This is a genomic window from Pedobacter sp. FW305-3-2-15-E-R2A2 (genome assembly GCF_038446955.1).
Taxonomy (GTDB): domain Bacteria; phylum Bacteroidota; class Bacteroidia; order Sphingobacteriales; family Sphingobacteriaceae; genus Pedobacter.
Genome location: NZ_CP151803.1, coordinates 4,209,588 through 4,231,344, shown reverse-complemented (window position 1 = coordinate 4,231,344; position 21,757 = coordinate 4,209,588). Strand labels below are relative to the sequence as shown.

Sequence of the window (21,757 nt, the reverse complement as noted above, 5' to 3'; positions counted from 1 at the left end):
TTGACGGGTTAAATTATATATTTGAAAATAAATAAACGAAATACTATGAGTATGATTTTTAGAAATGGTTGGGCATACCTGATTTTATTTATTTTAATGGGCTCAGGCTGTAAGCGGGTGGTCAAACAAGAGGATCAGGGCCAGGAAATTTCTGCTGTTTCTGCGACAGACTACAAGGCTGAAATGAATAAAATTATGGGCTCAAAGCTGCCACAAAAAACAATTTTAGTGGATAAGCAGTACAGTTTTAGCATACCCGCGCATTATATTTTTGATGTACAAAGGGTTTTAGCCGGAGATCTTGAAGAAGATCAAAAGCTGGGGAAGCTGGATCTTTCAGCCTTGAAGGATAGCATTTCGGTTGTTTCTTTTGAAAATGTCTTTTCCAGAGAGGAACGTTTGTATCATCAGCGCATCATGATCATCCCGGAAAGCGATTCGACATTGCTCACTGTGGAAGACATCAAAGCAGATTTCCCCAATGTGGAGACGGTTTATTTCCAGGATAAAAACAGTATTATTTTTGATCATAATGATAATTTTATTGCCCTCAATCTGAAATATGATGCACTGCACAAAAGCTATATTTTTTATAAAGCTGAAATGGACTGGAGCCAAAAACTTCCAAAGCAAGAAAAAGTAAACCTCTTTTCACACCTGATCAGGAACGCTAAAAATTTTACAAATAAGAATGAACTGCCTATTCAATTCAGCTCCTGGGAAGAGTATGCGCATAATTTGCCTTTGATGGAAGTAAATATGCTCAATAGATTTTTTAAAAAACTGGAAAAAGAGCAGACCATATTCCTGGAAGAAGGGGAAACCATAAACCCAAGAACGGAAGGTAATTATAGGCTTGCCGCATTATCCCGGCTGAGGACAAATGAGGAATTGGCTTTTCATAAATTTATTGATGCAGTGAAAGCAAATAAGGTAAGTGAATTGACTAATCTGGATTATAACCGGGATGTTTTTGAGGTAAACAACCAGAACAGGTATACCTTAAGTACCGATGGCAATTGTTATATCATCAAGACCTCACGTAAAGGGTATGATGAGGTGTTTGCGCCAGGTACAGTAGACGTGGTTTGCCTGATGGATTATCGCAATAAAAGCTTTATACTAAAAACTATGGTAGAGGACCTGCAGGCCGGCGATGTAGACCTGTTCGTTAAAATCTTTAGCTATTTTAGTAAACACCATACTTTAGATCTTAAATCAAAATAAAACCTACACTCATGTTTAAATATCCTATTCTCCCTTCTTTATTGCTGCTTACACTTATTTCCTGCAATCCTGTCGGAGCGGACATCATTGAAATTCCTTTGAAGGTGGGGGAAATCTCTTCGGCTGAAGGGATCGACTTAAAAAAAGGAGATAAGGTCATGATATGGTCTAAGCTGGAGACGAATGATAAGGATGATTCTCCTGCTTTTAAGGTCAGGTATCATATCGAAAGCGAAGGGAAATCTCTGCTGTATGATAGTTTAGATGTGTTTAAAGGCGAACATCAGATCAAATCAAAGAAAACAACAGAATCTTATCATACCAATGGTTCTTCCGGTAAAGATTCAGCCATTTACTATACAGAGCATAAATTTGAAATTGAGAATACTCAGTTTATTGCACCCAAAGACGGTAAGTATAATTTTGATTTTAAGCTGACGCAAGACCTGAGCAGTTTTTCTAAAGGACTCTCCATCATACTGAGAAAATAAGTTATTTAAATTCTTCAATGTACTGCTCAAATTTTTCTGCATCATGTTCTTCAAAATATTCGGTGTAAAACGACTTGTGAAGGATATAATGTATGATATAGTAAACGAAGGCCGAGGCGGCAAGTCCTAGCCATATAAAGGACAGAATCTTGCCTTTAAAGAAGGAAAGATAGCCTTCTGTGAAATCGAAAAATCCGGTGATATCTCCGTAGTACAGGAATATAAAGACCAAAAAAGTAACTATTTTAGTGCTTACTTTATACCTGCTCAGCAACACAATGGCAATAATAAATACCGGTATTTTGTAGAATATAGCCGCCTCCCGGTATCCTGCAGGATCTCCAAAATATTTATAAAGGATGTATAGGGTGATTATAAGCCCATAAATAATCAGGTGGATATTTCTATTTTTCTTTAAGTTTTCAACGTAACTGCCAATAGGGGCAACACTCTTTTTAACAAAAAGCAACACGAAAAAGGAGATCAGGTTTAAGAGGGGTAAGATCGATATGGCATTTAAAACGCCCAGATACTTCTGGAGCGTGTAATTCCTGTACTGAATCAAATTAGCGAAAAATCTTCCACTAATGATCAGTATGATCAAATAGGATAGGATATAGGTGATCGTTGTTATTTTTAGCGAGGAGGAAGAAAATGATATGGAAAATATGGACCCGACCATATCCATAATCGTCAGTAACAGGATCGTGTAACTGATAATAAAGCCCCATTTAAAGAAAGTGTTGGAAATGGCCTGACGATCAATTGGGTACATTAATTTTTCAATGGAATAAATCCGGTTGGAAAGGTACAGGAAGCCAACTAATACCGCAGTAGTTTTAAAAGAGAGCACTAAGAAGATAATAGAAACGAGAATGTCTTTTACGTATAAAGAATCCGCAGTTATAAATCTGGTATATTTATATAAAGAGTCTGGGTCGGAGGATATGGCATAGCTGAAAACTAATGCACTGCAGAAGGGGATGATCAAAGATTTTAGCCTGGATATGCCTGCTGGTTTGGCTTCATTTTTAAAGTAAAAGAAAGCAAAACAGATCAGCGGGATAAAAAAGGTGACAAACCTCATCGCGTTATAAATGTTCATGCTGTTGTCTATATCTAAATGATAATCCAGAAAGGCCGACCAATCTGATTTGAAGATATAATAGGGAATAAAAAGGAGCTGTATCAGCACACCTTTAACAACGAGCCTGTTTTTGTAAAAATACCAGGCAAAAACCAGGCTTTCTAAAAACCAGTTCTGTGCCTGCCACAGATAATGGTAAAAGGAATTATCTGGTCCGTAACTGTCTATAAAATAATTGCTTATTTGAAGAAATGCAATAATAATACCTAGTATCCAAATAGAATTGAGGGCATTTTGTTGTTTATCACTAAAGAGCAAGGTCATATTTATTAACTTTAATATATCCGTTTAAACAAGTTACCCGTTTGAACAAATATATTAAAGTTTTGGAGTCTGCATGATGTTATGCAGGATAAACTCATTATTTAAATGAAAAAGCTTTGAATTTAGCGTAATTTAATCGTCGATTTATTACCAAAACTCATCGCACACAATGACATCTATTGCAGATTAACTAAGTTAACACTACATTCCACATCACAAAAAAAGACGACATGAAAAACAATAAAAAAGAACTGTTGCCAGAACAACGTGAAGAACTACTCCGCATTTTAAAAGAACGTTTTGAAAAAAATATGAACCGCCATCAAGGTCTGGAATGGACTAAAGTGCTGGCAAAACTGGAAGCCAACGCCGAAAAGCTCTGGGCACTTGACGACATGGAAATCAGCGGTGGTGAACCTGATGTTGTTGGGTATGACCAGGAAAGCGGCGAATACATTTTTTATGACTGTTCCGCCGAAAGCCCAAAAGGCCGCAGAAGCGTTTGCTATGATGCCGAAGCACTGGAGTCAAGAAAAGAACATAAACCAAAAAATAGCGCTCTTGAAATGGCTGCTGCAATGGGAATTGAAATTTTAACGGAAGAAGAATACCGCAAACTACAACAATTTGGAAAGTTTGATACGAAAACTTCGAGCTGGATACAAACACCTGCAGCTATCAGAAAGCTGGGTGGAGCACTTTTCGCTGATTATCGCTATGGTACGATCTTCGTTTATCACAATGGCGCAGAATCTTACTATGCTGCCAGAGGCTTTCGGGGTTCGCTTAAGGTATAACTTAAACTACCGCTCCGAATTCTATCCGATAATTCCAGTGGCTATTGGTCGCGACTTTGAGAAATTTTCATGAATAATGTTAAATATTACTTACAATGGAAAATATTGCAGATTTCTTTTTAAAGAAACTAATTACCGATGAAAGGTGGAACTCAAAAAATCCGGTAGGCGACCAGGCTTTGTTAGTACCTGAATTTCTGGACAGGTTAAATACATGTGTCGGTATCTATAAGCAGACCTACCCTGAGCAGTCAGTTACATTTACCGAAACTTACCGAAGTAATGCCTTACAACTTAAATACTATAACCAGGGGGCAAGCAAGATTAAAGAAAATGGCATGCATCATTATGGTATTGCCGCGGATAGTATCTTTATTATAAATGGCAAGCGTTCCTATAAAGGAGATGTGGTTTTATTGCGAAAAATCTATGTGGATAATGGACTTACCATATTGGGTATGTGGGATGCCTTACATGTGCAGCTGATTCCCGTTGGAAAACAGCAGCTGCTGAGGAAGACAGTAGTCAATAGGTTAAAAGCATTTCAAAAAGAACAAGGCCTTCAACAAACGGGGCTTGTCGATAGTGCAACAATCGAAAAGGCAAAAGCGGTGTTTCCATAAATACGAAAACCTCCAATGGTGCGGCATCTGTCTTTAGCATATCAATAAAGACAATTGATGCTGAAATGGAATTTGCTATTCTTATTGACCAATCTAAGGTAGATACCTATTAAAAAAGGCGAATTTTGGATCCTTTCCAAAGACGATTGTAGTTGACATTAAATTACGGTAAAATCATTGTCCAACCTGTTTCTAAGAGGGATTTCTTTAGTTTTATAAGGGCTTCAATACCAGCTGTTTCTTGAAAAAGATAGCGAAATTTCAAACAAACCCTATATTTTTTGAGTTTAATTGAAAAAAATATTTGCCCTTGGAGACGAAAAACATAAAACATACGCCCCTATCGGAACAACGATTTCTCGATCCGACTATTCTCGCCAGTGTATTGGATGCAACCAACACAGGTGTCGTAATCACTAATAATTTATTACCAGACAATCCTATTATCTATTGCAATGCTGCTTTTGAGGAAATGTGTGGTTATGACCACGACGAGATTATTGGTCATAATTGTCGCTTTTTACAAGATAAGGATCGAAGCCAGGAGGCTCGTTTTAAAATTGCACAAGCCATAAAAGATGGTGAAAACTGCGTCGTGGAAATCAGGAACTACAGCAAGGACGGACGGTTATTTCACAATGAACTCCACCTTTCTCCAGTAAAAGATGTCTCCGGTAATGTAACCCATTTTGTCGGTATCCAGAACGATGTGAGCTTAAGAAAGAAAGCAGAACAGATGCTTCAAATGAATTTCAAGGAAACGGAGCAGAAGGTGATCGAAAGAACGCGCATGCTGAAAGAGAGTGAAGAGTACCTTTCCAGTATTGTGGAAACGATCCGTGAAAGCCTGCTGGTCATGGATAAAGATTACACGGTTTTAAGTGCAAACAACCATTTTCTGAATACTTTCAAGGTGTCCATCAATGATACCAAAGGAAAATTGTTGTATGACCTTGGAAACGGGCAATGGGATATTCCTGAGTTGAGGCTAATGATGGAAGAAATATTGCCGACCAATAACCCGGTGCTTGATTATGAGGTAGAACATGAGTTCCCGCATATTGGGCGGAAACTCATGCTGTTGAATGCCCATAGGGTAGAGTTGGAAGGTCAGTTTAAGGACCGGATTTTATTGGCGATCGAAGACATCACCGAAAGAAAGGCCGTTGAGCAGCGTAAAGATGATTTCCTTTCCATAGCAAGTCATGAGTTGAAAACGCCTTTAACTACTGTGGTTGGTTATGTTCAGATGATGCAGCGCTTTATGCCTGAAAATTCAACAGAAAAATTCCGCTCTGTAGTCGAAAAAACGGGAACATATGTAGCGCGTTTAAATCAGCTGCTGAAAGAACTGATGGATGTTTCACGTATACAATCCGGCAATATCGAATTGCACATGGATTATTTCGACTTCGATAAAATGGTTAGAGAAACCATTGAAGGACTCCAGGCTGCTGCTCCGGGACATCGAATTACCGTAAAAGGGAAACCTGTTCATCAGTGTTATGGGGATGAATCCAACCTGGTACAGGTGATCAACAACCTGATCAGTAATGCCATCAAATATTCGCCGGATTCCAGAGATGTCGAGATCCATATCTCCCAGGTGAGCAATTTTATTAAATTTTCAGTCAGAGATTATGGACTGGGCATTAAAGAGGATGATTTGAAAAAGGTATTTGAAAGGTTTTATCGTGTCGGAGATATTCAGAAAAATTATCCTGGTATGGGCATTGGACTCTATATCTGTGATCAGATTATAAAAAATCATAAAGGAACGCTTTGGGTAGAAAGTGAACCAGGAAAAGGATCAGTATTCAGTTTTACTTTACCGGTAAATCTTGATAAAAGTAAATCTTGATAAAAAAGCGGCTTATGAGGAATAAAAAAGTGATGGTATGTGATGACGACAGAGGAATATTAGATTTAATCGAATTGATCATGGAGGATGCCGGATTTTCAGTCATCTCTGAAATCAATAGTCTGCATGCAATCTCCAGAATCGAACAAGAAAAACCTGATTTGCTGATTTTAGACATTTGGATGCCTGTATTATCCGGAGATCAGGTGTTAAAAAGTATCAAGGACAGTAGCAGTATCGTTAATCTTCCGGTGATTATGTATTCGGCAAGCACAGAAGGGGAAGGTATTGCCAAAGCTGCAGGTGCCGACGATTACATTGCCAAGCCTTTTGATTTAGATGAATTGGTGGATAAAGTAAATAGATTGATGGTATAGAAAAGGGGGGCACCCCCCCTTAAAATACGGAACATAAGCCTGTTTCGAAAGCATATCTTTCAAAAAAGGATTAAACCAAGGTCAGTTTCCTGAAGAAATCAATTGAGGGCGAAAACATAAAACAGCCACCGGAAGGAATTACCCATTTTGCTTCTGTGCTAATTTTTGGTTTGTCCGGTAAGGTTCCTGACCGCTCCTTAGTGATTAAAGATTGCCCCACAAGAAGGTCGTGATTGTGCTGACCTACCTCTGGTGCATCAGGATTATTCATCCATTGTGTATTCAGCTTTTTAAACTGTTCATTGAATGAAGTCTGATAGGAGAGGAATAACAAACCTCTTTCCTGCATTTCCTTTTCCTTTGGGTCGTACAATGGGCCAAAAGGAATTCCCCTTCGAATCATTTGCATCATTAACGTCCTGCCTGGCCCACCTTGATCCGTATTCAAATCTCTTGGATTTACTTTTCTGATATGTGCAAGGTGAGGGCATCGAAGTCCGTTATTGTCCTCATAAGTACCGGTTACGGTTCTTGAATTTCCGTTTTCTTCTTTAACGATGACCTCATCTGTTCCGCCATAATTAAAGTGATTTATCCGCATGGCATCAGCGACAATCAATGGGTCCGTTGATTCAGGAGATAGGATTAATGGTGTTCCATCAGGCCATCTGCCTACGATTTTCGCACTGAGCTGATCCGCAGTCAAATCTAGCTTTGGTGCAGTTTCAGTTAAAAAGTTCCTGAATGCCGCCACGTCCTGAGTTAACCTCCGAAATACAAGGAGTGAACCATTTCGCAGCCATTCCGACTGACCGGAAAGGGGACCTGGTACTGTTGATTGTTCCTGTTGTGTAGGGTATCCATAAACAAACTGCCCTGGCCAAACCAAGGGGCGGCCTGGTGCAGCAAATGTTTCATGTTTGGGGTCGCTTTCCTCAATTTGCCTCAAGGTCAGAGGTTCTACCGGAGTCTGGTTGAGGAGGCCCCTTACACCAACCTGAGAAATCCCGTCACGAAAGCCGAAGTGTTCAATATCTCCGGGAAGTTTAGCACCCATTTCTCTGTAAATCAGCTGAAGTCCCGCTTCTTCGGCACGGGCAATCAATAAATCGGATTTTTTAACGAGGGCGTCTTTCTGCTCAGAACCGATCAGCAATAACACTTCCGGGGTACTTGCCTTATCTTTTCCCAGTTTAAATTTGGCAACATCTTCCTTACTGTCTCCCAGCGTTACCGCCAAAGAACCCATCGGTAAATTTAGAAATCCCTCCCCAATGACAGCTGTATCAAACTGAAGCATTTTTAATGCAAATCCTGAAATTGAGGCATTGATGAGGACAGGGTTTGTATCCGGCAAATGATCTCTTGATCTGGACAACCGGTATTCATGTACCTCTTTTAAAGTTGAAATTTCAGATGTTAAACTACTCAGCCAATTTCTAAGCATAGCCTCTGAAGTCGATTTAAAACCGATCAGTTCCTGCCACTGCGTATCAAATCCGCGTAGTATATTTCCTTGAATCTCTTCTACATCTAAAAGAGGTTCTTGAAGTAGCAAATTCATAAGCTTAACTTTTTATTTAGAAAAGATCGGGAGCAGTATCGTCAATTGGTAACACCCCACGTCCTTTCCCAAATTTTAATAACGAGGGAACATCAGCAGGTTTTGATTCCTCCGCAGAGATTTCAAAATCAAATTCAACCGCAACATTTTTAGCAAATTCTGCATTTGCTTTGAAGGCGATATCGTGGAGCTTACTTTTAGCCTGGAGAAGATCATGGATTGACGTTTCAACTGGAATGTCATAGCGTTCAGCCTGCCAGTCCCCGTCTGCTAATGTAGCGCAACTTAAACCCGACTTTACAGAAAATGTACCTTTAAACAATTGATGCTGGGGATGGTTGCAGCAGAAAGACGGACAACTTGTGACCTGCTTTTTTACCTTTCCGGGAATCTTCTTGGCCACACCAAATATTGCCATGGTGATCTGTTTTGCTATTTGTCCACCATACAACAATGGTTCTCCACTTAAAAGGCATTGATCCAGCGTATAGCCGGCATCTTTTGGTAGGGATACTTCCACCCGTAACCACTTACTTTTATCCGGGCTGGAGCGAACTACATTAAGTGCAATGTCGCCGATTTGATTGCCATCCGGATCCAATAAATCCAGTTGAAATGGCATGATGTATAGTCCGATTGGATTTGCAAGTGCTACGCTATTGTTGTCTTTGGCGAAATTATACACTCCGGCTAAAATCAAGGGGTCACTGGAACGGTTGATCCCTCCAACTCCTGCGCAACACATTAATTTATCTATTTCGATTTGCCCACTGGCGCCTGGAGTAACAGGCCAGCCAAAAGTGCTGTCAGATGCCAGAAACATCTCAGCATAAAGTGAATTAGCAGGGTGGGTGAGGTGGATCGCTCCATCTGTGGTATTCCATTTATTGTTTGGATTATAATCCCCTTTTCTTGCCGCAAGTTGCATTTTGTCGTCATCGGTTTTCTGATATACATCTTGTTGCCAGAAAATGTCTGATTCCTGGATTTGCGGGTTGTGCAATAATTCACGATACAAGGCCAACATCAGCTCTTTATCATTTTCTGCGAGAAAATTCCAGTATTCAGGAGGTTCGCAGGTGAAGAAAATTTTACTGATGCTACCGGGTGTTTCCCCTTTAACCACATGCCATTCACAATATTCGTCCTGAATCCTGAAAGGGACGGTCACCGGCTGATATTTGTTGCCGCCAGCTTTGATATATTGGGTGTCGGCAAGAAGCTGCTCTGCTACCGTAAACATATGATTTCGCAGCTGAACTGAAGTCCCTGGATTAAACCATTTTTCAAGTCTTAATGGAAAGGCATTCCATGGGATTTTAGCTGGCGGACTATCGGGAATGTTGCTTTCATCTGCAAGCTGATCGTAGAAAAGAGGGCTAATTCTTGTGTTCTTCTTGCCGTTAATGGTTTTTGTTCCCATGATGTAACCCAACAGATCTGAGGTTGCTTCATGCCATTTTTGTTTGAGTTCTTCTGCTTTGGTGGATCTGGAAAAATCGTCTATTCCAGCAGGTGAGAGGTAATTTTTCATAACAGTTTGTTTTATGAGTTCAAGATGATATGTATCACCAAATTAATGAAAATATGAAACAAAACAATGCCCTGCCTGATGCGGGTATCCTGGCTTAATACACCTGAAATTAAGAATGAGAGACATTACAGTCAAAATGTTTTATTATTTCTATATTTTAAAAATAATTTCCTAACTTAATTATTTACATTTCTTTTCCTGATTTTAAACGTTCTTCTTATGCATCAATCTATATTATTTTACCAAATGATAGACATCCTGCAGCGAGTTTATCCAATCTCGACTGCATTGGTAGTACAGCTATCGCAAGTCATACATTTTATTGATTGCAGAGCTGGCGATACCATCCTCAATTATAAAGAAATCCAGAAATTTGTTTGGTTTCAGCTGAAAGGAACTTCCGCAGAAATGACTAGAGACGTTAAAAGTTCAAAGGAATCTATAAGCTGGTTTTGGTTTGTTGGAGATTTCTTGCACACCACACCAGGCTTGTTCAGTCAGCAGCCTTCAGGAAATTCCATCGTCATACTCGAAGATAGCAGCTTTATCGCCATTTCAGTGGAGGATTATACCCTATTAAAAAAACAATTTTCGGAAGCTGACTGGCTGATTGAAAAACTTCGGGATAATTGTAAGGTGATCAGAACGCAGCACCTGATAGATATGAAATGCAGCGCTCTGGAACGTACCAGAAATCTCTACCATGCCCATCCAAATCTTTTGAAAATTTGTTCCAGAAAGCAATTGGCTAGCTTTTTAAATATGTCTCCGGACACCCTTACAAGATCGTTAAGGAAGTTAGCCGGCTAATTTGATACTTCCAATTGATATTCCTCCCGTGCCAAGCTCAATATTTCCCAAATTAACCATTATCCGACAACAATCGTATCATCATCCGACTGCCGTCGGATAAGTTGCTAAGAATTGTCCAGAACTTTAATGTAGGATTTAACAAATACAGAAAGTAATGGAAACGACAACGAAACGGCCAAAATCTGCTAATAGGAGAGAAGTATACCTGATGATCTTATACACGGTCTTTATTCTGTTCTGGCTATACTCAGCAGGATTTAAGCTCTATAATTTCGAGGCATTTAAACAAGAAATGCACAGTCAGGTTTTTTCAAATGGAATAAGTAACCTGTTGAGCTATGTAATCCCTGCTTTCGAGATGATGATTGCTGCACTATTGGTTTATTCCGTCACAAGATTACTGGGGATGACACTTAGCTTTTTGTTAATGCTGATTTTCACGACCTATGTTGGCCTGGCTTTGCTGGATGCTTACCGCTATATGCCTTGTAACTGTATCGGCTTGCTCGGTGAAAATGCGGGTTGGGGCACTAATTTTATCTTGAACCTGTTTATTGCCATCGTTGCCGCTGTAGGGTTGATCTTAACTTTTAAACATAGAGAAAGGAGGAAGAAAAAAGGTATGAATGTATGAGGTTACAGTATGAAAATTTTCAAAACAATATTAAAAATTAAAAGAAACAGTTATGAATATAATTAAAAAATTGCCCTTGATGGCCTTCTTATTAGGTCTCGGGTTTATGATCGCAATGAGCTCATTTAAAGGAGAAGTGAAAAGGTCAACTACCTACTTTTATAACCATCCCAGCGATCTTTTTTCAGATATGAAAATTCCGGGAAATTGGGATACAGCACAGGATGCTGATTACACCTGTGCCGGACCTGCATCTATTCCTTGCTCAGTAATGGTGCCGGATGGAGTAACTATTGACCACTATTTGTCAAGTTACAGTACTTTACCGGCACTTCTTGGAGCCTCAGATAAGAGGAGACAACTTAAGTAGATTTCTTCTAACGAGGGTTTTGTTGTATGCCAGAGAGACGTATGGTCTCCTCTGGAAGTGGCAAAGCAAAGCGGTGATCATTAGCGGGCAACTGATAGGTTTGCCCGTTAATTGTTCGTTTTAGCAGGATATTAGCTCCTTCTTTGTTTAGTCGTTTAATATCCATCCATCGTATCCCTCTCATGACGAGTTCTTTTCTTCGATGTTCGAGAATTAAACTTAAGGCTTCAGTTTTTGAATTGGTTTTTAAAGTTATAAATGTGGTAAGCCCATCCTGTTTTTTCCACCTGGTCACTAGTAATTGATTAAGATCTGCCATGGCTTTTTCTATATGCCCATTTCTTGCTAAGCATTCGGCCCGAATCAGGTAAATCTCGTTGGTCGATATGCCACTAAACAGGAGAGATCCTTGCCTATAGCTTCCTTTAAAGCGGAACGTTCCATCCGGCCTCAATCTATAAAATACGATTTTCCTTAAATCATTATCCGCATAAGATCTATATAAATCATCTGATATTTTAGCTGTTAGTACGCTTATCGGGTTCGTAGGCTCCATTGTACGGTTAAAAATCACTTCTACGTTGTTCATCGCAATTGGAGTGTTTGATGAACTGTTCAATGTGCTATAATCCATTAGGTCGCTATATAGCTGCAGGCAGGAATCAGCATTTAAGTAAGCATTCTCATAATCCCTCATTGATAAGTATGTTCTCGCGAGTAACCCGTAGCTTGCCGCTCTGGAACTTCGCCATTTCGATATTGGTATGTTTGGTAAAAGATTCAGCGAAGTTTTTAAATCATCAATAATTTGCTGGTAGGTTTGTTCTAAATTAGCCCTCTTCAATTTTACATTGAAGTCTGGAGTCAAGTGTAATGGCAATCCCAAATCTGTTGAGGAGGATATTTTATCATAGGTTTTACACCAAATGATGGCCATATCTAGAAATGCATTTGCCCTGATGAGCGAGGCTTGGCCTTTGATGTCATTAAACTGTTGCTGTTGCTCAAAAACTGGATCGATCTTCTGTAAACCATATAGAACAGTGTTACAGTAATAAACAGTTCTATATCCTAAAGTCCAACCACTTTGAGCTTTATCAGAGAAAAGAATTTCATTTCCCCAGATATACATGTTTTTATCTGTTTCACGCCCTAGCTTGGCCCAGTCCACATCGGTCAGGTAATAATCGTCTGAACTAATCTCCCCCTCGGATGGCCCTGATTCATTTGTATTCGGCGTATTGTCGAGCAACGCCTGAAAATCTTCTAATGATTTTGGTATAGCTAATTTCTGATTTGATTTTTCATCAAGAAATTTCTTACAACCCATATTCAAGGATACAAGCGCCAACATTAGCAGCCCGATGATATTGCGTTTATTTAAAATATTCATAACTATAATTGTTGTGTTGAATAAATAAGTCCGTTTAATTGATATTGGCCCTGAGTCCGATTGAAAAAGATTTTGAAGGCAATAAAGTATTTCCATTTTGATATTCGGGATCCAGCCCAAGTTTATTGGCACGCCAAATAATTCCCAAATTGCTTGCGTTTAAGAAAATGTTTAGGTTTTTTATTCCAAGTTTACCGACAGTCCTTTCGTTCAGGGCATAGGATAGCGTTGCATATTCTATTCTTACATGATCCGCTTTTTCGACTAGTACAGCGGATCCGGAATAAAATGCATCTCTGTTCGTATTAAGGGAATATACAACGGAAGGAATATTTGTATGCTGTTCATCGCCTGGTTGCTGCCATCTTGCTGCATAATCACTATGACCACGAGCGCTATTAAATAAGGAAGAATAGTCGATTGAATTCCGTTTAAAATAATGCCCTAGTTTATAGCTTAATCTTAAGCTTAAAGACAATCCAGCATACGAGAAGGTATTTCCCAGAGCACCGGAGAAAACAGGTAATACCTGCCCACCATATTCCAGGTCACTTAGCGATGAGCTATACATTAACTTATTATAGTCATTTGTTTTTTTGCCTTCGAAATATCCTGTTGGGTCACCGGTTTTAGGATCGAGGCCAGCCCATTTATACGAATATACAGAGAAGATGGGCTTTCCTTCAATCCCCGAGATACTTCCTGCACCGATAAAATTAAAAGCGTCTTTAGTGTCCAGATAATAATCTACCACCTCGTCTTTGTTATAACTAAAATTAAGATCGGTTGTCCAGCTAAATCTCTTCTGTTTGACGTTAATGCTACTCAGTTCTATGTCTACTCCTGAACCTTTTATCCTGGCTACATTCTTAATTATTGTCTGTCCTACGCCATAGGTTTGATCCATCATTGCATTCCCAAACAGGTGGTTCCCACTTTTTCTGTAGTACTCAATACTACCGCTCAACCTGTTTGATGCCAACCTAAAGTCTAATCCTAAATTCAACATTCCGGATGTTTCCCATCTGAGGTCAGGATTTGCATAGTTATTAAATTGAGCATTGGGCAGGCCTGGATTGTAGGAGTTGGGTTCTAAATAACGTATGGTACTCACTGCACTCATTGCGGGATCAATATTTCCACTAAAACCGTAAGTTGTTCTAAGTCGCAGGTAAGGTATTAAGCTCGATTTATAGAACGATTCTTTACTGATATCCCAACTGCCACCCATAGACCATAAAAGATTCCATTTGTCATTTGTGTTTAGCCCGAAAAGATTTGATGCATCCCGCCGGGCGCTGGCAGAAACGATGTATTTATCATTGTAGGTATACGAACCATTCGCATAAACAGATACAAAGCGGGAAAGCGTGTTTTCAAGATTTTGGTTTTTTGGGATATAAGATAGCTCTTTGCTGATGTATTCCGGGTATTGATTGGTATAATCAACTTGTCCTGTAGTTAGGATTTCTGAATTGTAACCATACATGCGGTAATCGTTGCTTGTTGAACGCGCGTTTCGAAATTCTGTTCCTCCTATCATATTAACTTCATGCTTATTCCATAAATGGTTGAAATTTAACTGAGCTCTTACATTAAGGGATTCCAACATACGATTTGACAAATCCAAAATGCCTCCCTTTGGAACCTTATAAATTACTTCTCCAGTTGAGGGATTGATTTGGGTATAGGTGTTCACCAGGTTCCTTGAAAAGTAACTGTCCTGATCTCTGTGGTTTTTACCTGTTGATTGCTGACGTTCATACTGATATTTTAGATCTGCACTGAAACCTTTGAAGAAAGTGTAGTTGATGCCTGAATTAAATAAAATATCACTCGTGTGTGTGCTGCTTTGACTATGCTTGTAATCTAACATCGGATAATAGTTCCAGTCAAGCAGTTTTTCTCCTTGCAATGATTCAATAAAACTTTGCCTCTTTTGGGCAATGGATAATGGGTTGCCCTTATCATCTGCAAACCGTGCGTATGGATACAAATTATAGTTTGAAACCCTAACGTCCCCATAACCTGGCCGTCCGCTCACATCGCGGTTTAAAGTATAGTACATGTCTGTAGTAATCCTCAAATCTTTTAATGGCTGATAAGTATTGCCGAACCTTAGATTTAAGCGCTGGTAATTTTCGTTCAGAATACTTGAATTGTGATCATAACCTGCCGAAGCAATCCAATTGTGCGTTTGCGATCCACCATCTAAATTCAGTGCATATTGCTGATTAAGGCCAACCTGATACATGTATTTATCGTATTCTTTCCTGACGTCAAATGTTCTCAGCAGAGCTGTTCTTTTTTGGTAATCAGGGTTGCTGATATCGCCCTTGTATTTGATCAATAATTCTACGACAGGAGTTAGGGGAGGCTTGCTTGAATTGTTAATCCTGGATTCATAAAACTTGTTTTTATACAACATTTCTTCCACATCTATAAAATCAGAAGAAGACATTTGGCGAAGGTAGCCCAGGTTAGGTTTAGTTTTTAATGTGGTGTTGATGTTAAAACCGATACTTAATGGTTTATTGAAAGAACCTCTTTTAGTCGTGATGACGATAACTCCGTTTCCGGCTCTGGCCCCCCAAATAGAGCTTGCTGCCGCATCCTTCAGTAACGTGATCGATTCGACATCATTGGGATTAATGTTGTCAATGTTTCCTTCGTAAGGGAAATTGTCCAAAACAATTAGTGGTGCCTTTGGACCGTTAATGGTACTTAATCCCCGGATCATAAGTTTTCCTTTTCCGGCAGTTGTGCTATTGTCCGCTATTAACCCGTTGGCGATCGCCGGCAGTCTGCTCAGTATATCAGTACTTACTTGTTCATTGAATCTTTTGTTGCTGATAGAAGTGAAAGAGCCTGTTGCCCTTTCTTTTGGTAACTGCTGATAACCGGACGAAATGGTTACCTCCTTTAAGTTGTTTTCCCCTGATTTTAGTGAAATCAACAATGGAGTTGCGGATGAAGAAATATGAACCTTTGTACGTAAATAACCAATGTATGATACTTCGAGAATGGAATCACGCGGATCAACGCTAATGCTAAAAACACCAGCTTGATTCGCCGTACTTTTAGTGTTTCCGGGTATTGACTTAATTGTTGCACCAGGTAAAGGTTGTTCAGACCCGGTTATTATGATTTTGCCGGTTATAATTTTTTGGCCATAGAGATGGGCACAGCAAAATAGTAGGATGATATGGAATAATGCTTGTTTCATTTTACAGAAATTATGAATGAAATATTTTGCTTTTTATTGATCTGTTATGACGAAGAAATCGATCTCCCTAACGGCTTCGATTAATTCGAGGTCAAATGTTCTCAGTTCCTTTTTTAGTGTTGGAAAATCCGGATTGCCGGAGAGATCGATATCTATCTTAGCAGTATAGCCTGTTTCATTCAAAACCGGAACTTTAATGATATCAAGCGCATTAATGCAAGCTGCTAGTGAAGAAAGAGAAAGATTTTGCAATCTCGATCTGGGGTTTGAAAATAAGGTGTTAAACGGCTTTCCACCTTTTGTGCTAATTTTATCCTTGCGGCTGGTTCTTTTTAAAATCAGACATTTTGCCTTTCTCTTTTCGATTTTCCCATAATAACCGGAGCATCTGTTTAGATCGTCCAGCATATAAGAATAGAACTTGTTAATTTTATTGGGTGGTATTACCATGGAATAGGTGTAAAAATTGCTTTTTGGAAATAAGCTGTCGGGTTGGCCATAATCCCTGATCAATTTGGATTTGTCCTTAACTTTTATCACCAATCGTTTAGGATCATAAGCATCTTCATGTGAAGGCATCAGATAGCTGATCGCATGAGTATATATTTCAATAAGTGGAAGGTTACTAATCGTTTTACCAGTTAGCACACCTTTTTTAGTTTTAAGGTCGTCTTTCCCTGATCCTAACCCGTCGTAATACCCTTTGAAAAGAATTCCATAGCTTTTTAGATCTAAATTGCTTAGCAAATCATTTCTTAGCAAAACAGGGATTTTAGGATCCAGGTCTATTTTCTTACTGATGGAGGAAGGGTTATTGTCTAATGCAAGCTGGACATTTTTAACCGTTACCTCATCTGATAAACTTTCTGTGATTACCCTGCCGTCGGCAGATATCCAGGTACAGTGAGGGAGGATGCGATGAGGAAATGTCTTTCTAAGTAAGTTATCTGCATAGACGCTTGATAAATTCAAAGGGGAGAGCGTTTGATTTGTTTTAATAAAAGATCCTATCTTATTTTTCTCCTCGTATGCTATAGGAAGTATAATTATTTTGTCTTTAAACTGTTGTGCTACATGATGTAGTTTTGGCATCGTAACCACACAGGAGAAACACCATGTTGCCCAAAAGTCCAGAATGATTAATTTCCCTCTGTAATCGTTCAGCGTAACCGTCTCTTTCCCTTCCGGATGGTTTACGACTTTTAAAGGCATATTCCATAATGCTTCAGGAATCTGATCACCGATTTTTAAAGGTTTAATACTGTATTTCAGTGTGTCTGCAGTCTGCGCTTCTGCCTTGAAAAAAAGGCAATGCATGGCCATGGCGATGCATATCATTAATTTGTTCATCGTGATTGATTTTAATTTATAAAAGAATTTTTGTGGGTGTTTTTGTGTTCGTTAATCAATTCCCTGATTTTATTGATTTGCCATTTGGCAAGTTTAAAAAGGGATTATAATTAAATAATTAACGTAATTGAATTTGAATTGTATCTTTAAAGTTTATTATTGTTGAATATATAGAGAATTCGCCATAGGTGTATGGCTTTTTGATTATTTATTTTTTATTCCTTTACTGTACGATGAACGAAAAAAATGAAATAACTCCTATTGATCAGTTTGTGATTGATTATGTAATCAAATTAAGGGGGCAAAAAAAGCTCAATCAGCAAGACATAGCTGCGATATTAAATGTGGGGAGAACATTTATTACGAATGTAGAGAGTCCAAAAAGCAGAGCAAAATACAATCTTACTCATATTGCGAAATTGGCGGATCATTTTGGGATGTCTCCGCAAGATTTTTTGCCAAAAGAATCTATTTTATAACATATGTTTGATTTTATCCATACCGATTACCGAATTCACAGTCAGACATGCTGTGCTCACAGTTTGCCTTTCTTTTGCCTGTGTCGGGGCTTAATTTTGCCCCCATGTTAAAAAAGAAAACGATCAGCACCTTATTATTGAGTATGTTCTTTGGCCTCTCATGGAATGCAAAAGCACAAACCAGCCAAACCATGCAAAGCCGGATTCAATTGATGGCTAAAGAAACAAACCCGGAAAAAAATGTGGTATCACTACACAGTATCATCAGGGATTACAAGCTTGATTCCGTCAGAAATGCGGAGGATATTGATATGCTAAAAGGCCAGGTGGCAATTTCCTTTCTCAAAGTTGCCGAATTTCCAAAATTTGAAACCTATATCGCTTTGATCAGCAACAAGTTTAATCAGACTTCTTATTTGAACCTTGCAACGGCTGAATTACTTGCTGCTAAAGTAAACATGGATTACGCACAAGTTCTGGCGCAAAGGACCGTCGAACTGTACGATGCTTATAAGGACGACCCCTTGGCCCGGCCAGACAATTTTCCTCTGGATGACTGGAAAAGGTTTATGAGAATGGCTGCATATCCGTATTATGAGACGTATGCCACAATTCTTCATGCAAATGGCGATGATAAAACCGCATTGTTGTTTGAAGAAAAAGCATTAAAAGACATCGATATGGAAGAGGCGACCTCCTCCTCAATAGCCCTTTATACCACGCTGTTAGCGTCACAGAGGCAGGAAGATAAAGCATATGAAATATTGCTGAAAATGGCCCGGGTTGGAAAATCAAACTTAGACATGAGTCGTCAATTCAGGAATTTGTGTATAAACAGGATGGGAAGCGAAAGGGCTTCCATCTTGTTGGATTCTATTCAAAGAAATATCAGTAACACCTACAAAATTGAGGTCGCCAAGAAAATGATGGCCAACCTGGAAGCCCCCAATTTCAGCCTGTCAGACCTCCATGGAAACCGTGTAACACTTGCTGGTCTAAAAGGGAAGATTGTTGTGCTTGACTTCTGGGCTACCTGGTGCAATCCTTGTATTGCTTCCATGCCGGCAATGGAAAAAATCAGTAAGGCGCACCCGGAAGTTGTCTTCCTGTTTGTGGCTACCCGGGAGGAGGGAAACGGTGCCGCAGAACGGGTAAGATCCTACATTAAACAGCATAAGTTCCCGGGCAATGTGTTGATGGATCAGCCTTTAGATCAGCATCCGAAAGTATTTCAGGTGGCATCCGCTTATAAAGTTGATGGGATCCCCGCCAAAATGGTCATCGACGCAAAGGGTAAACTCAGGTTTTCAACCAAAGGATATTCATCAGATACTGAACTGATCAACGAGCTGGAAGCAATGATCGCTATTGCCGGGGCACAATAAGCAGCCAAATGATATTAACTTTATATTAGTAGTTTAAGAAAGGCATATGAACTTATTTCCCTTTATTTTATTTCTTGTGTTCTGCGTTCAAAGTGCCTATGGTCAGCAAGTTCATGCGCCAGAAAAATCATATCTGCGTTTTGAAGCAGCAGGGCTGCCGGGAAGTCAGGTTAAGGAAACCGGACAAGGAAAGCAGATTAACGTTTATACATCGGGTGGCTTTATTCGCGTCCATACCACCGCTGCATTCGATAAATTGAGCCATAAACTTTCAGAAAAGAACAACACAAAAGAAACTAAAATCCGGGAGGGTAGTTTCGAGGCTTATATCTATCCCAATCAGGAATTTTCTATTGATGTCCTGGACAGAAAGAATGATGCCGTTCTGAGCAGGTATGTCATCAAAAGGCCGAAATTAATTCCTGAAATCAGGTTCTGCCATCAGGAAAAAAACAGCCGGATTCCTTTCTATATTTCCTCTTCCGGCGATCATTCCGAGGAGCTCAGCACTTCAGCCGGGGAAATAACATTAGGCATTTCCGAAAGGAATGATTTTAAGGATATGGAGGTGGAATATACATTGGTCAACTTAAAGACCAAAAGATCCCAACGGGGAGTAGGGAAAACAGGCTTCGACTCCTTAAAGCTGATGGCGAATACAGATTATGAATTGAGGGTCAACTATGTCGTTCAAAAGGAAAGCCAACAGGTCACTTACATTCATGTAAAACCTTATTGGTATCAATCTGCGATCAGCTATATCCTATTCCTGTTCGTAATTGTAGTTCTTGGTTTTCTATTGATCACCAGAGGTTTAAAAAACAGGATCAAGTCATCACAAAAGGAGCAGCAAAAAATGGAAGAAGCGGCGATCCGGCTGCAATCCCTGCTAAACCCACATTTTACCTTTAATGCACTCAGCTCTATTCAGGGACTGATGAACACAGATCGCATTGAGGAGGCCAATCATTATTTGCAGGAGTTCAGTCTTTTACTGAGGAAAACGCTGGCTAAAAGTAAAGATGTTTTTAATAGCCTTGATCAGGAACTGGAAATGATGCGCATGTATGTAAACTTAGAAGCGTTGCGCTTCAATTTTTCCTGGGATATTGAGGTCGCTGCGGAGCTCAATACATCCGATATAGAAATACCGACCTTGCTCGTACAGCCCCTGATCGAGAACGCAATTAAACATGGCCTTTCCCGCATTGGTGATAAAGGGCGATTACTGATCATTTGCAGGGAAGGGGAGAAAAAGAATACTTTTGTAATTGTAGTGAAAGACAATGGAACCTGGCTGGATAAAAAGCCGGATTCAGGTTATGGTCTTTCTTTAACTGCAGAAAGAATCCTGACCATTAATAAGCTGATGGAAGAACAGGCAATTGTGCTTGATTTCAATAAACAATCCGGAACAGAAGCCATTTTAACATTTCACAATTGGATCAATAATTAAATGATAACTGCAATATTAGTCGATGATGAACGCATCAATATAGATAACCTGCAAGCTTTACTTGCCCGTCACTGCCAAAATATTGAGGTCGTAGCCACAGCATTAAGTGCAGATGAGGCAAAAGAACATATCCTGGAATTAGCGCCGGATGTGGTCTTTCTTGATATTGACATGCCTGGAAAGAATGGTTTTGACCTTTTAAGGTCGATAAAAGACCCCGGTTTTGATGTTGTTTTTGTGACAGCTTATGACGCCTATGGCATCATGGCCGTTAAGTTCTCGGCACTTGACTACCTGTTGAAGCCTATAAATATAGAAGAGCTCAAAAGTACGGTAGACAAAATAGCTCAATCGGTCAATGTCAAAAGACATCACCTGCGACTAAACAATCTCTTCAAGCTGTTAGACCGGAAATTACCGGATGAGCAGCAAAAAATTGCACTGCCCACGATGAAAGAAACTTATTTGGTTCCGGTAAGGGACATTGTGCGCTGCAGCTCTTCAAATAATTATACCACGTTTTTTTTAACCAATGGAACGGAACATCTGATCTCAAAACCCTTATATGAGTATGATGAATTGCTGAGTCCTTATGGTTTTATTCGTTGTCACCAGTCACATTTGGTAAATAAAGCGCATGTAACGAGTATTCTAAATGAAGATTCCGGATACCTGATTATGGACTACAGCAGCCAGAAAATTCCCATTTCAAAACAGAAAAAGAGTTCGGTCAAAGCCTTGTTAAAATTGTAATCCGCGTATTTCC

19 protein-coding genes are annotated in these 21,757 nt (G+C 39.5%); 13 read left to right on the top strand and 6 right to left on the bottom strand.

Annotated features, from left to right (window positions below; translation table 11 throughout):
* Positions 1–45: 45 nt before the first annotated feature.
* Positions 46–1,227 carry a hypothetical protein gene (locus tag AAFF35_RS16880; RefSeq protein ID WP_342327703.1) on the top strand — a complete coding sequence of 394 codons (1,182 nt, stop codon included), beginning with the start codon at positions 46–48 and terminating at the stop codon, positions 1,225–1,227.
* A gap of 11 nt (positions 1,228–1,238) precedes the next feature.
* On the top strand, positions 1,239–1,718 hold the full coding sequence (locus AAFF35_RS16875; RefSeq protein ID WP_342327702.1) for a hypothetical protein: 480 nt from the start codon (positions 1,239–1,241) through the stop codon (positions 1,716–1,718).
* A gap of 1 nt (position 1,719) precedes the next feature.
* On the opposite strand, the gene AAFF35_RS16870 is transcribed toward AAFF35_RS16875, so the two are convergent.
* On the bottom strand, positions 1,720–3,129 hold the full coding sequence (locus tag AAFF35_RS16870) for a hypothetical protein (RefSeq protein ID WP_342327701.1): 1,410 nt from the start codon (positions 3,127–3,129) through the stop codon (positions 1,720–1,722).
* Between the two features lie 230 nt (positions 3,130–3,359).
* Between AAFF35_RS16870 and AAFF35_RS16865 the strand changes: the two genes are divergently transcribed.
* The 4 genes from AAFF35_RS16865 to AAFF35_RS16850 all read left to right on the top strand — a co-directional run bounded on the left by AAFF35_RS16865 (position 3,360) and on the right by AAFF35_RS16850 (position 6,787).
* Entirely contained in the window at positions 3,360–3,926 is a 567-nt protein-coding gene (locus AAFF35_RS16865; RefSeq protein ID WP_342327700.1) for a DUF4256 domain-containing protein, read from the top strand.
* Between the two features lie 95 nt (positions 3,927–4,021).
* Positions 4,022–4,549, top strand: a complete 528-nt coding sequence (locus AAFF35_RS16860; RefSeq protein ID WP_342327699.1) for a hypothetical protein — start codon at positions 4,022–4,024, stop codon at positions 4,547–4,549.
* 310 nt (positions 4,550–4,859) lie between these two features.
* The gene (locus AAFF35_RS16855) at positions 4,860–6,410 is read left to right on the top strand and encodes an ATP-binding protein (RefSeq protein ID WP_342327698.1); all 1,551 of its coding nucleotides are present in this window, start codon (positions 4,860–4,862) and stop codon (positions 6,408–6,410) included.
* Positions 6,411–6,424: 14 nt separating this feature from the next.
* Positions 6,425–6,787, top strand: coding sequence for a response regulator (locus AAFF35_RS16850; protein ID WP_342327697.1), 363 nt, complete (start codon positions 6,425–6,427; stop codon positions 6,785–6,787).
* A gap of 70 nt (positions 6,788–6,857) precedes the next feature.
* Here AAFF35_RS16850 and AAFF35_RS16845 read toward each other — a convergent pair whose 3' ends face one another.
* Complete coding sequence (locus AAFF35_RS16845; RefSeq protein ID WP_342327696.1) at positions 6,858–8,351, bottom strand: Dyp-type peroxidase; 1,494 nt, start codon at positions 8,349–8,351, stop codon at positions 6,858–6,860.
* A 16-nt stretch (positions 8,352–8,367) separates the two neighbouring features.
* The gene (locus AAFF35_RS16840; RefSeq protein WP_342327695.1) at positions 8,368–9,885 is read right to left on the bottom strand and encodes a hypothetical protein; all 1,518 of its coding nucleotides are present in this window, start codon (positions 9,883–9,885) and stop codon (positions 8,368–8,370) included.
* Positions 9,886–10,104: 219 nt separating this feature from the next.
* Here AAFF35_RS16840 and AAFF35_RS16835 point away from each other — a divergent pair, with 219 nt between their 5' ends.
* The 3 genes from AAFF35_RS16835 to AAFF35_RS16825 all read left to right on the top strand — a co-directional run bounded on the left by AAFF35_RS16835 (position 10,105) and on the right by AAFF35_RS16825 (position 11,702).
* A complete protein-coding gene (locus AAFF35_RS16835; protein WP_342327694.1) occupies positions 10,105–10,695 on the top strand; it encodes a hypothetical protein in 591 nt (196 codons plus the stop codon).
* Between the two features lie 157 nt (positions 10,696–10,852).
* The gene (locus tag AAFF35_RS16830) at positions 10,853–11,332 is read left to right on the top strand and encodes a MauE/DoxX family redox-associated membrane protein (protein ID WP_342327693.1); all 480 of its coding nucleotides are present in this window, start codon (positions 10,853–10,855) and stop codon (positions 11,330–11,332) included.
* Between the two features lie 52 nt (positions 11,333–11,384).
* The gene (locus tag AAFF35_RS16825) at positions 11,385–11,702 is read left to right on the top strand and encodes a hypothetical protein (RefSeq protein WP_342327692.1); all 318 of its coding nucleotides are present in this window, start codon (positions 11,385–11,387) and stop codon (positions 11,700–11,702) included.
* A 7-nt stretch (positions 11,703–11,709) separates the two neighbouring features.
* Here the strand turns inward: AAFF35_RS16825 and AAFF35_RS16820 are convergent, their stop codons facing one another.
* Genes AAFF35_RS16820 through AAFF35_RS16810 form a run of 3 tightly spaced genes read right to left on the bottom strand, consistent with a single transcriptional unit; the run spans position 11,710 to position 17,671 of the window.
* On the bottom strand, positions 11,710–13,095 hold the full coding sequence (locus tag AAFF35_RS16820) for a RagB/SusD family nutrient uptake outer membrane protein (protein WP_342327691.1): 1,386 nt from the start codon (positions 13,093–13,095) through the stop codon (positions 11,710–11,712).
* A 34-nt stretch (positions 13,096–13,129) separates the two neighbouring features.
* Positions 13,130–16,321: a SusC/RagA family TonB-linked outer membrane protein gene (locus AAFF35_RS16815; RefSeq protein WP_342327690.1), complete on the bottom strand. Its 3,192-nt coding sequence runs from the start codon at positions 16,319–16,321 to the stop codon at positions 13,130–13,132.
* 33 nt (positions 16,322–16,354) lie between these two features.
* A complete protein-coding gene (locus AAFF35_RS16810) occupies positions 16,355–17,671 on the bottom strand; it encodes a redoxin domain-containing protein (protein WP_342327689.1) in 1,317 nt (438 codons plus the stop codon).
* Between the two features lie 233 nt (positions 17,672–17,904).
* Between AAFF35_RS16810 and AAFF35_RS16805 the strand changes: the two genes are divergently transcribed.
* From AAFF35_RS16805 to AAFF35_RS16790, 4 genes are all read left to right on the top strand, one after another.
* Entirely contained in the window at positions 17,905–18,150 is a 246-nt protein-coding gene (locus AAFF35_RS16805; RefSeq protein WP_342327687.1) for a helix-turn-helix transcriptional regulator, read from the top strand.
* Between the two features lie 104 nt (positions 18,151–18,254).
* On the top strand, positions 18,255–19,535 hold the full coding sequence (locus AAFF35_RS16800; protein ID WP_342327686.1) for a TlpA disulfide reductase family protein: 1,281 nt from the start codon (positions 18,255–18,257) through the stop codon (positions 19,533–19,535).
* A gap of 46 nt (positions 19,536–19,581) precedes the next feature.
* Positions 19,582–20,991: a histidine kinase gene (locus AAFF35_RS16795; RefSeq protein WP_342327685.1), complete on the top strand. Its 1,410-nt coding sequence runs from the start codon at positions 19,582–19,584 to the stop codon at positions 20,989–20,991.
* Positions 20,992–21,744 (top strand): LytTR family DNA-binding domain-containing protein, encoded by a 753-nt coding sequence (locus tag AAFF35_RS16790; protein ID WP_342327684.1) that lies wholly within the window; start codon positions 20,992–20,994, stop codon positions 21,742–21,744. It begins immediately after the preceding gene.
* The last annotated feature ends 13 nt before the right edge of the window (positions 21,745–21,757 follow it).

Excerpts from the sequence above, each read along its gene's own strand:
- AAFF35_RS16880 (WP_342327703.1), top strand. The coding sequence starts at position 46 with ATGAGTATGATTTTTAGAAATGGTTGGGCATACCTGATTTTATTTATT.
- AAFF35_RS16875 (WP_342327702.1), top strand. The coding sequence starts at position 1,239 with ATGTTTAAATATCCTATTCTCCCTTCTTTATTGCTGCTTACACTTATT.
- AAFF35_RS16870 (WP_342327701.1), bottom strand. The coding sequence starts at position 3,129 with ATGACCTTGCTCTTTAGTGATAAACAACAAAATGCCCTCAATTCTATT.
- AAFF35_RS16865 (WP_342327700.1), top strand. The coding sequence starts at position 3,360 with ATGAAAAACAATAAAAAAGAACTGTTGCCAGAACAACGTGAAGAACTA.
- AAFF35_RS16860 (WP_342327699.1), top strand. The coding sequence starts at position 4,022 with ATGGAAAATATTGCAGATTTCTTTTTAAAGAAACTAATTACCGATGAA.
- AAFF35_RS16850 (WP_342327697.1), top strand. The coding sequence starts at position 6,425 with ATGAGGAATAAAAAAGTGATGGTATGTGATGACGACAGAGGAATATTA.
- AAFF35_RS16845 (WP_342327696.1), bottom strand. The coding sequence starts at position 8,351 with ATGAATTTGCTACTTCAAGAACCTCTTTTAGATGTAGAAGAGATTCAA.
- AAFF35_RS16840 (WP_342327695.1), bottom strand. The coding sequence starts at position 9,885 with ATGAAAAATTACCTCTCACCTGCTGGAATAGACGATTTTTCCAGATCC.
- AAFF35_RS16835 (WP_342327694.1), top strand. The coding sequence starts at position 10,105 with ATGCATCAATCTATATTATTTTACCAAATGATAGACATCCTGCAGCGA.
- AAFF35_RS16830 (WP_342327693.1), top strand. The coding sequence starts at position 10,853 with ATGGAAACGACAACGAAACGGCCAAAATCTGCTAATAGGAGAGAAGTA.
- AAFF35_RS16825 (WP_342327692.1), top strand. The coding sequence starts at position 11,385 with ATGAATATAATTAAAAAATTGCCCTTGATGGCCTTCTTATTAGGTCTC.
- AAFF35_RS16820 (WP_342327691.1), bottom strand. The coding sequence starts at position 13,095 with ATGAATATTTTAAATAAACGCAATATCATCGGGCTGCTAATGTTGGCG.
- AAFF35_RS16815 (WP_342327690.1), bottom strand. The coding sequence starts at position 16,321 with ATGAAACAAGCATTATTCCATATCATCCTACTATTTTGCTGTGCCCAT.
- AAFF35_RS16810 (WP_342327689.1), bottom strand. The coding sequence starts at position 17,671 with ATGAACAAATTAATGATATGCATCGCCATGGCCATGCATTGCCTTTTT.
- AAFF35_RS16805 (WP_342327687.1), top strand. The coding sequence starts at position 17,905 with ATGAACGAAAAAAATGAAATAACTCCTATTGATCAGTTTGTGATTGAT.
- AAFF35_RS16800 (WP_342327686.1), top strand. The coding sequence starts at position 18,255 with ATGTTAAAAAAGAAAACGATCAGCACCTTATTATTGAGTATGTTCTTT.
- AAFF35_RS16795 (WP_342327685.1), top strand. The coding sequence starts at position 19,582 with ATGAACTTATTTCCCTTTATTTTATTTCTTGTGTTCTGCGTTCAAAGT.
- AAFF35_RS16790 (WP_342327684.1), top strand. The coding sequence starts at position 20,992 with ATGATAACTGCAATATTAGTCGATGATGAACGCATCAATATAGATAAC.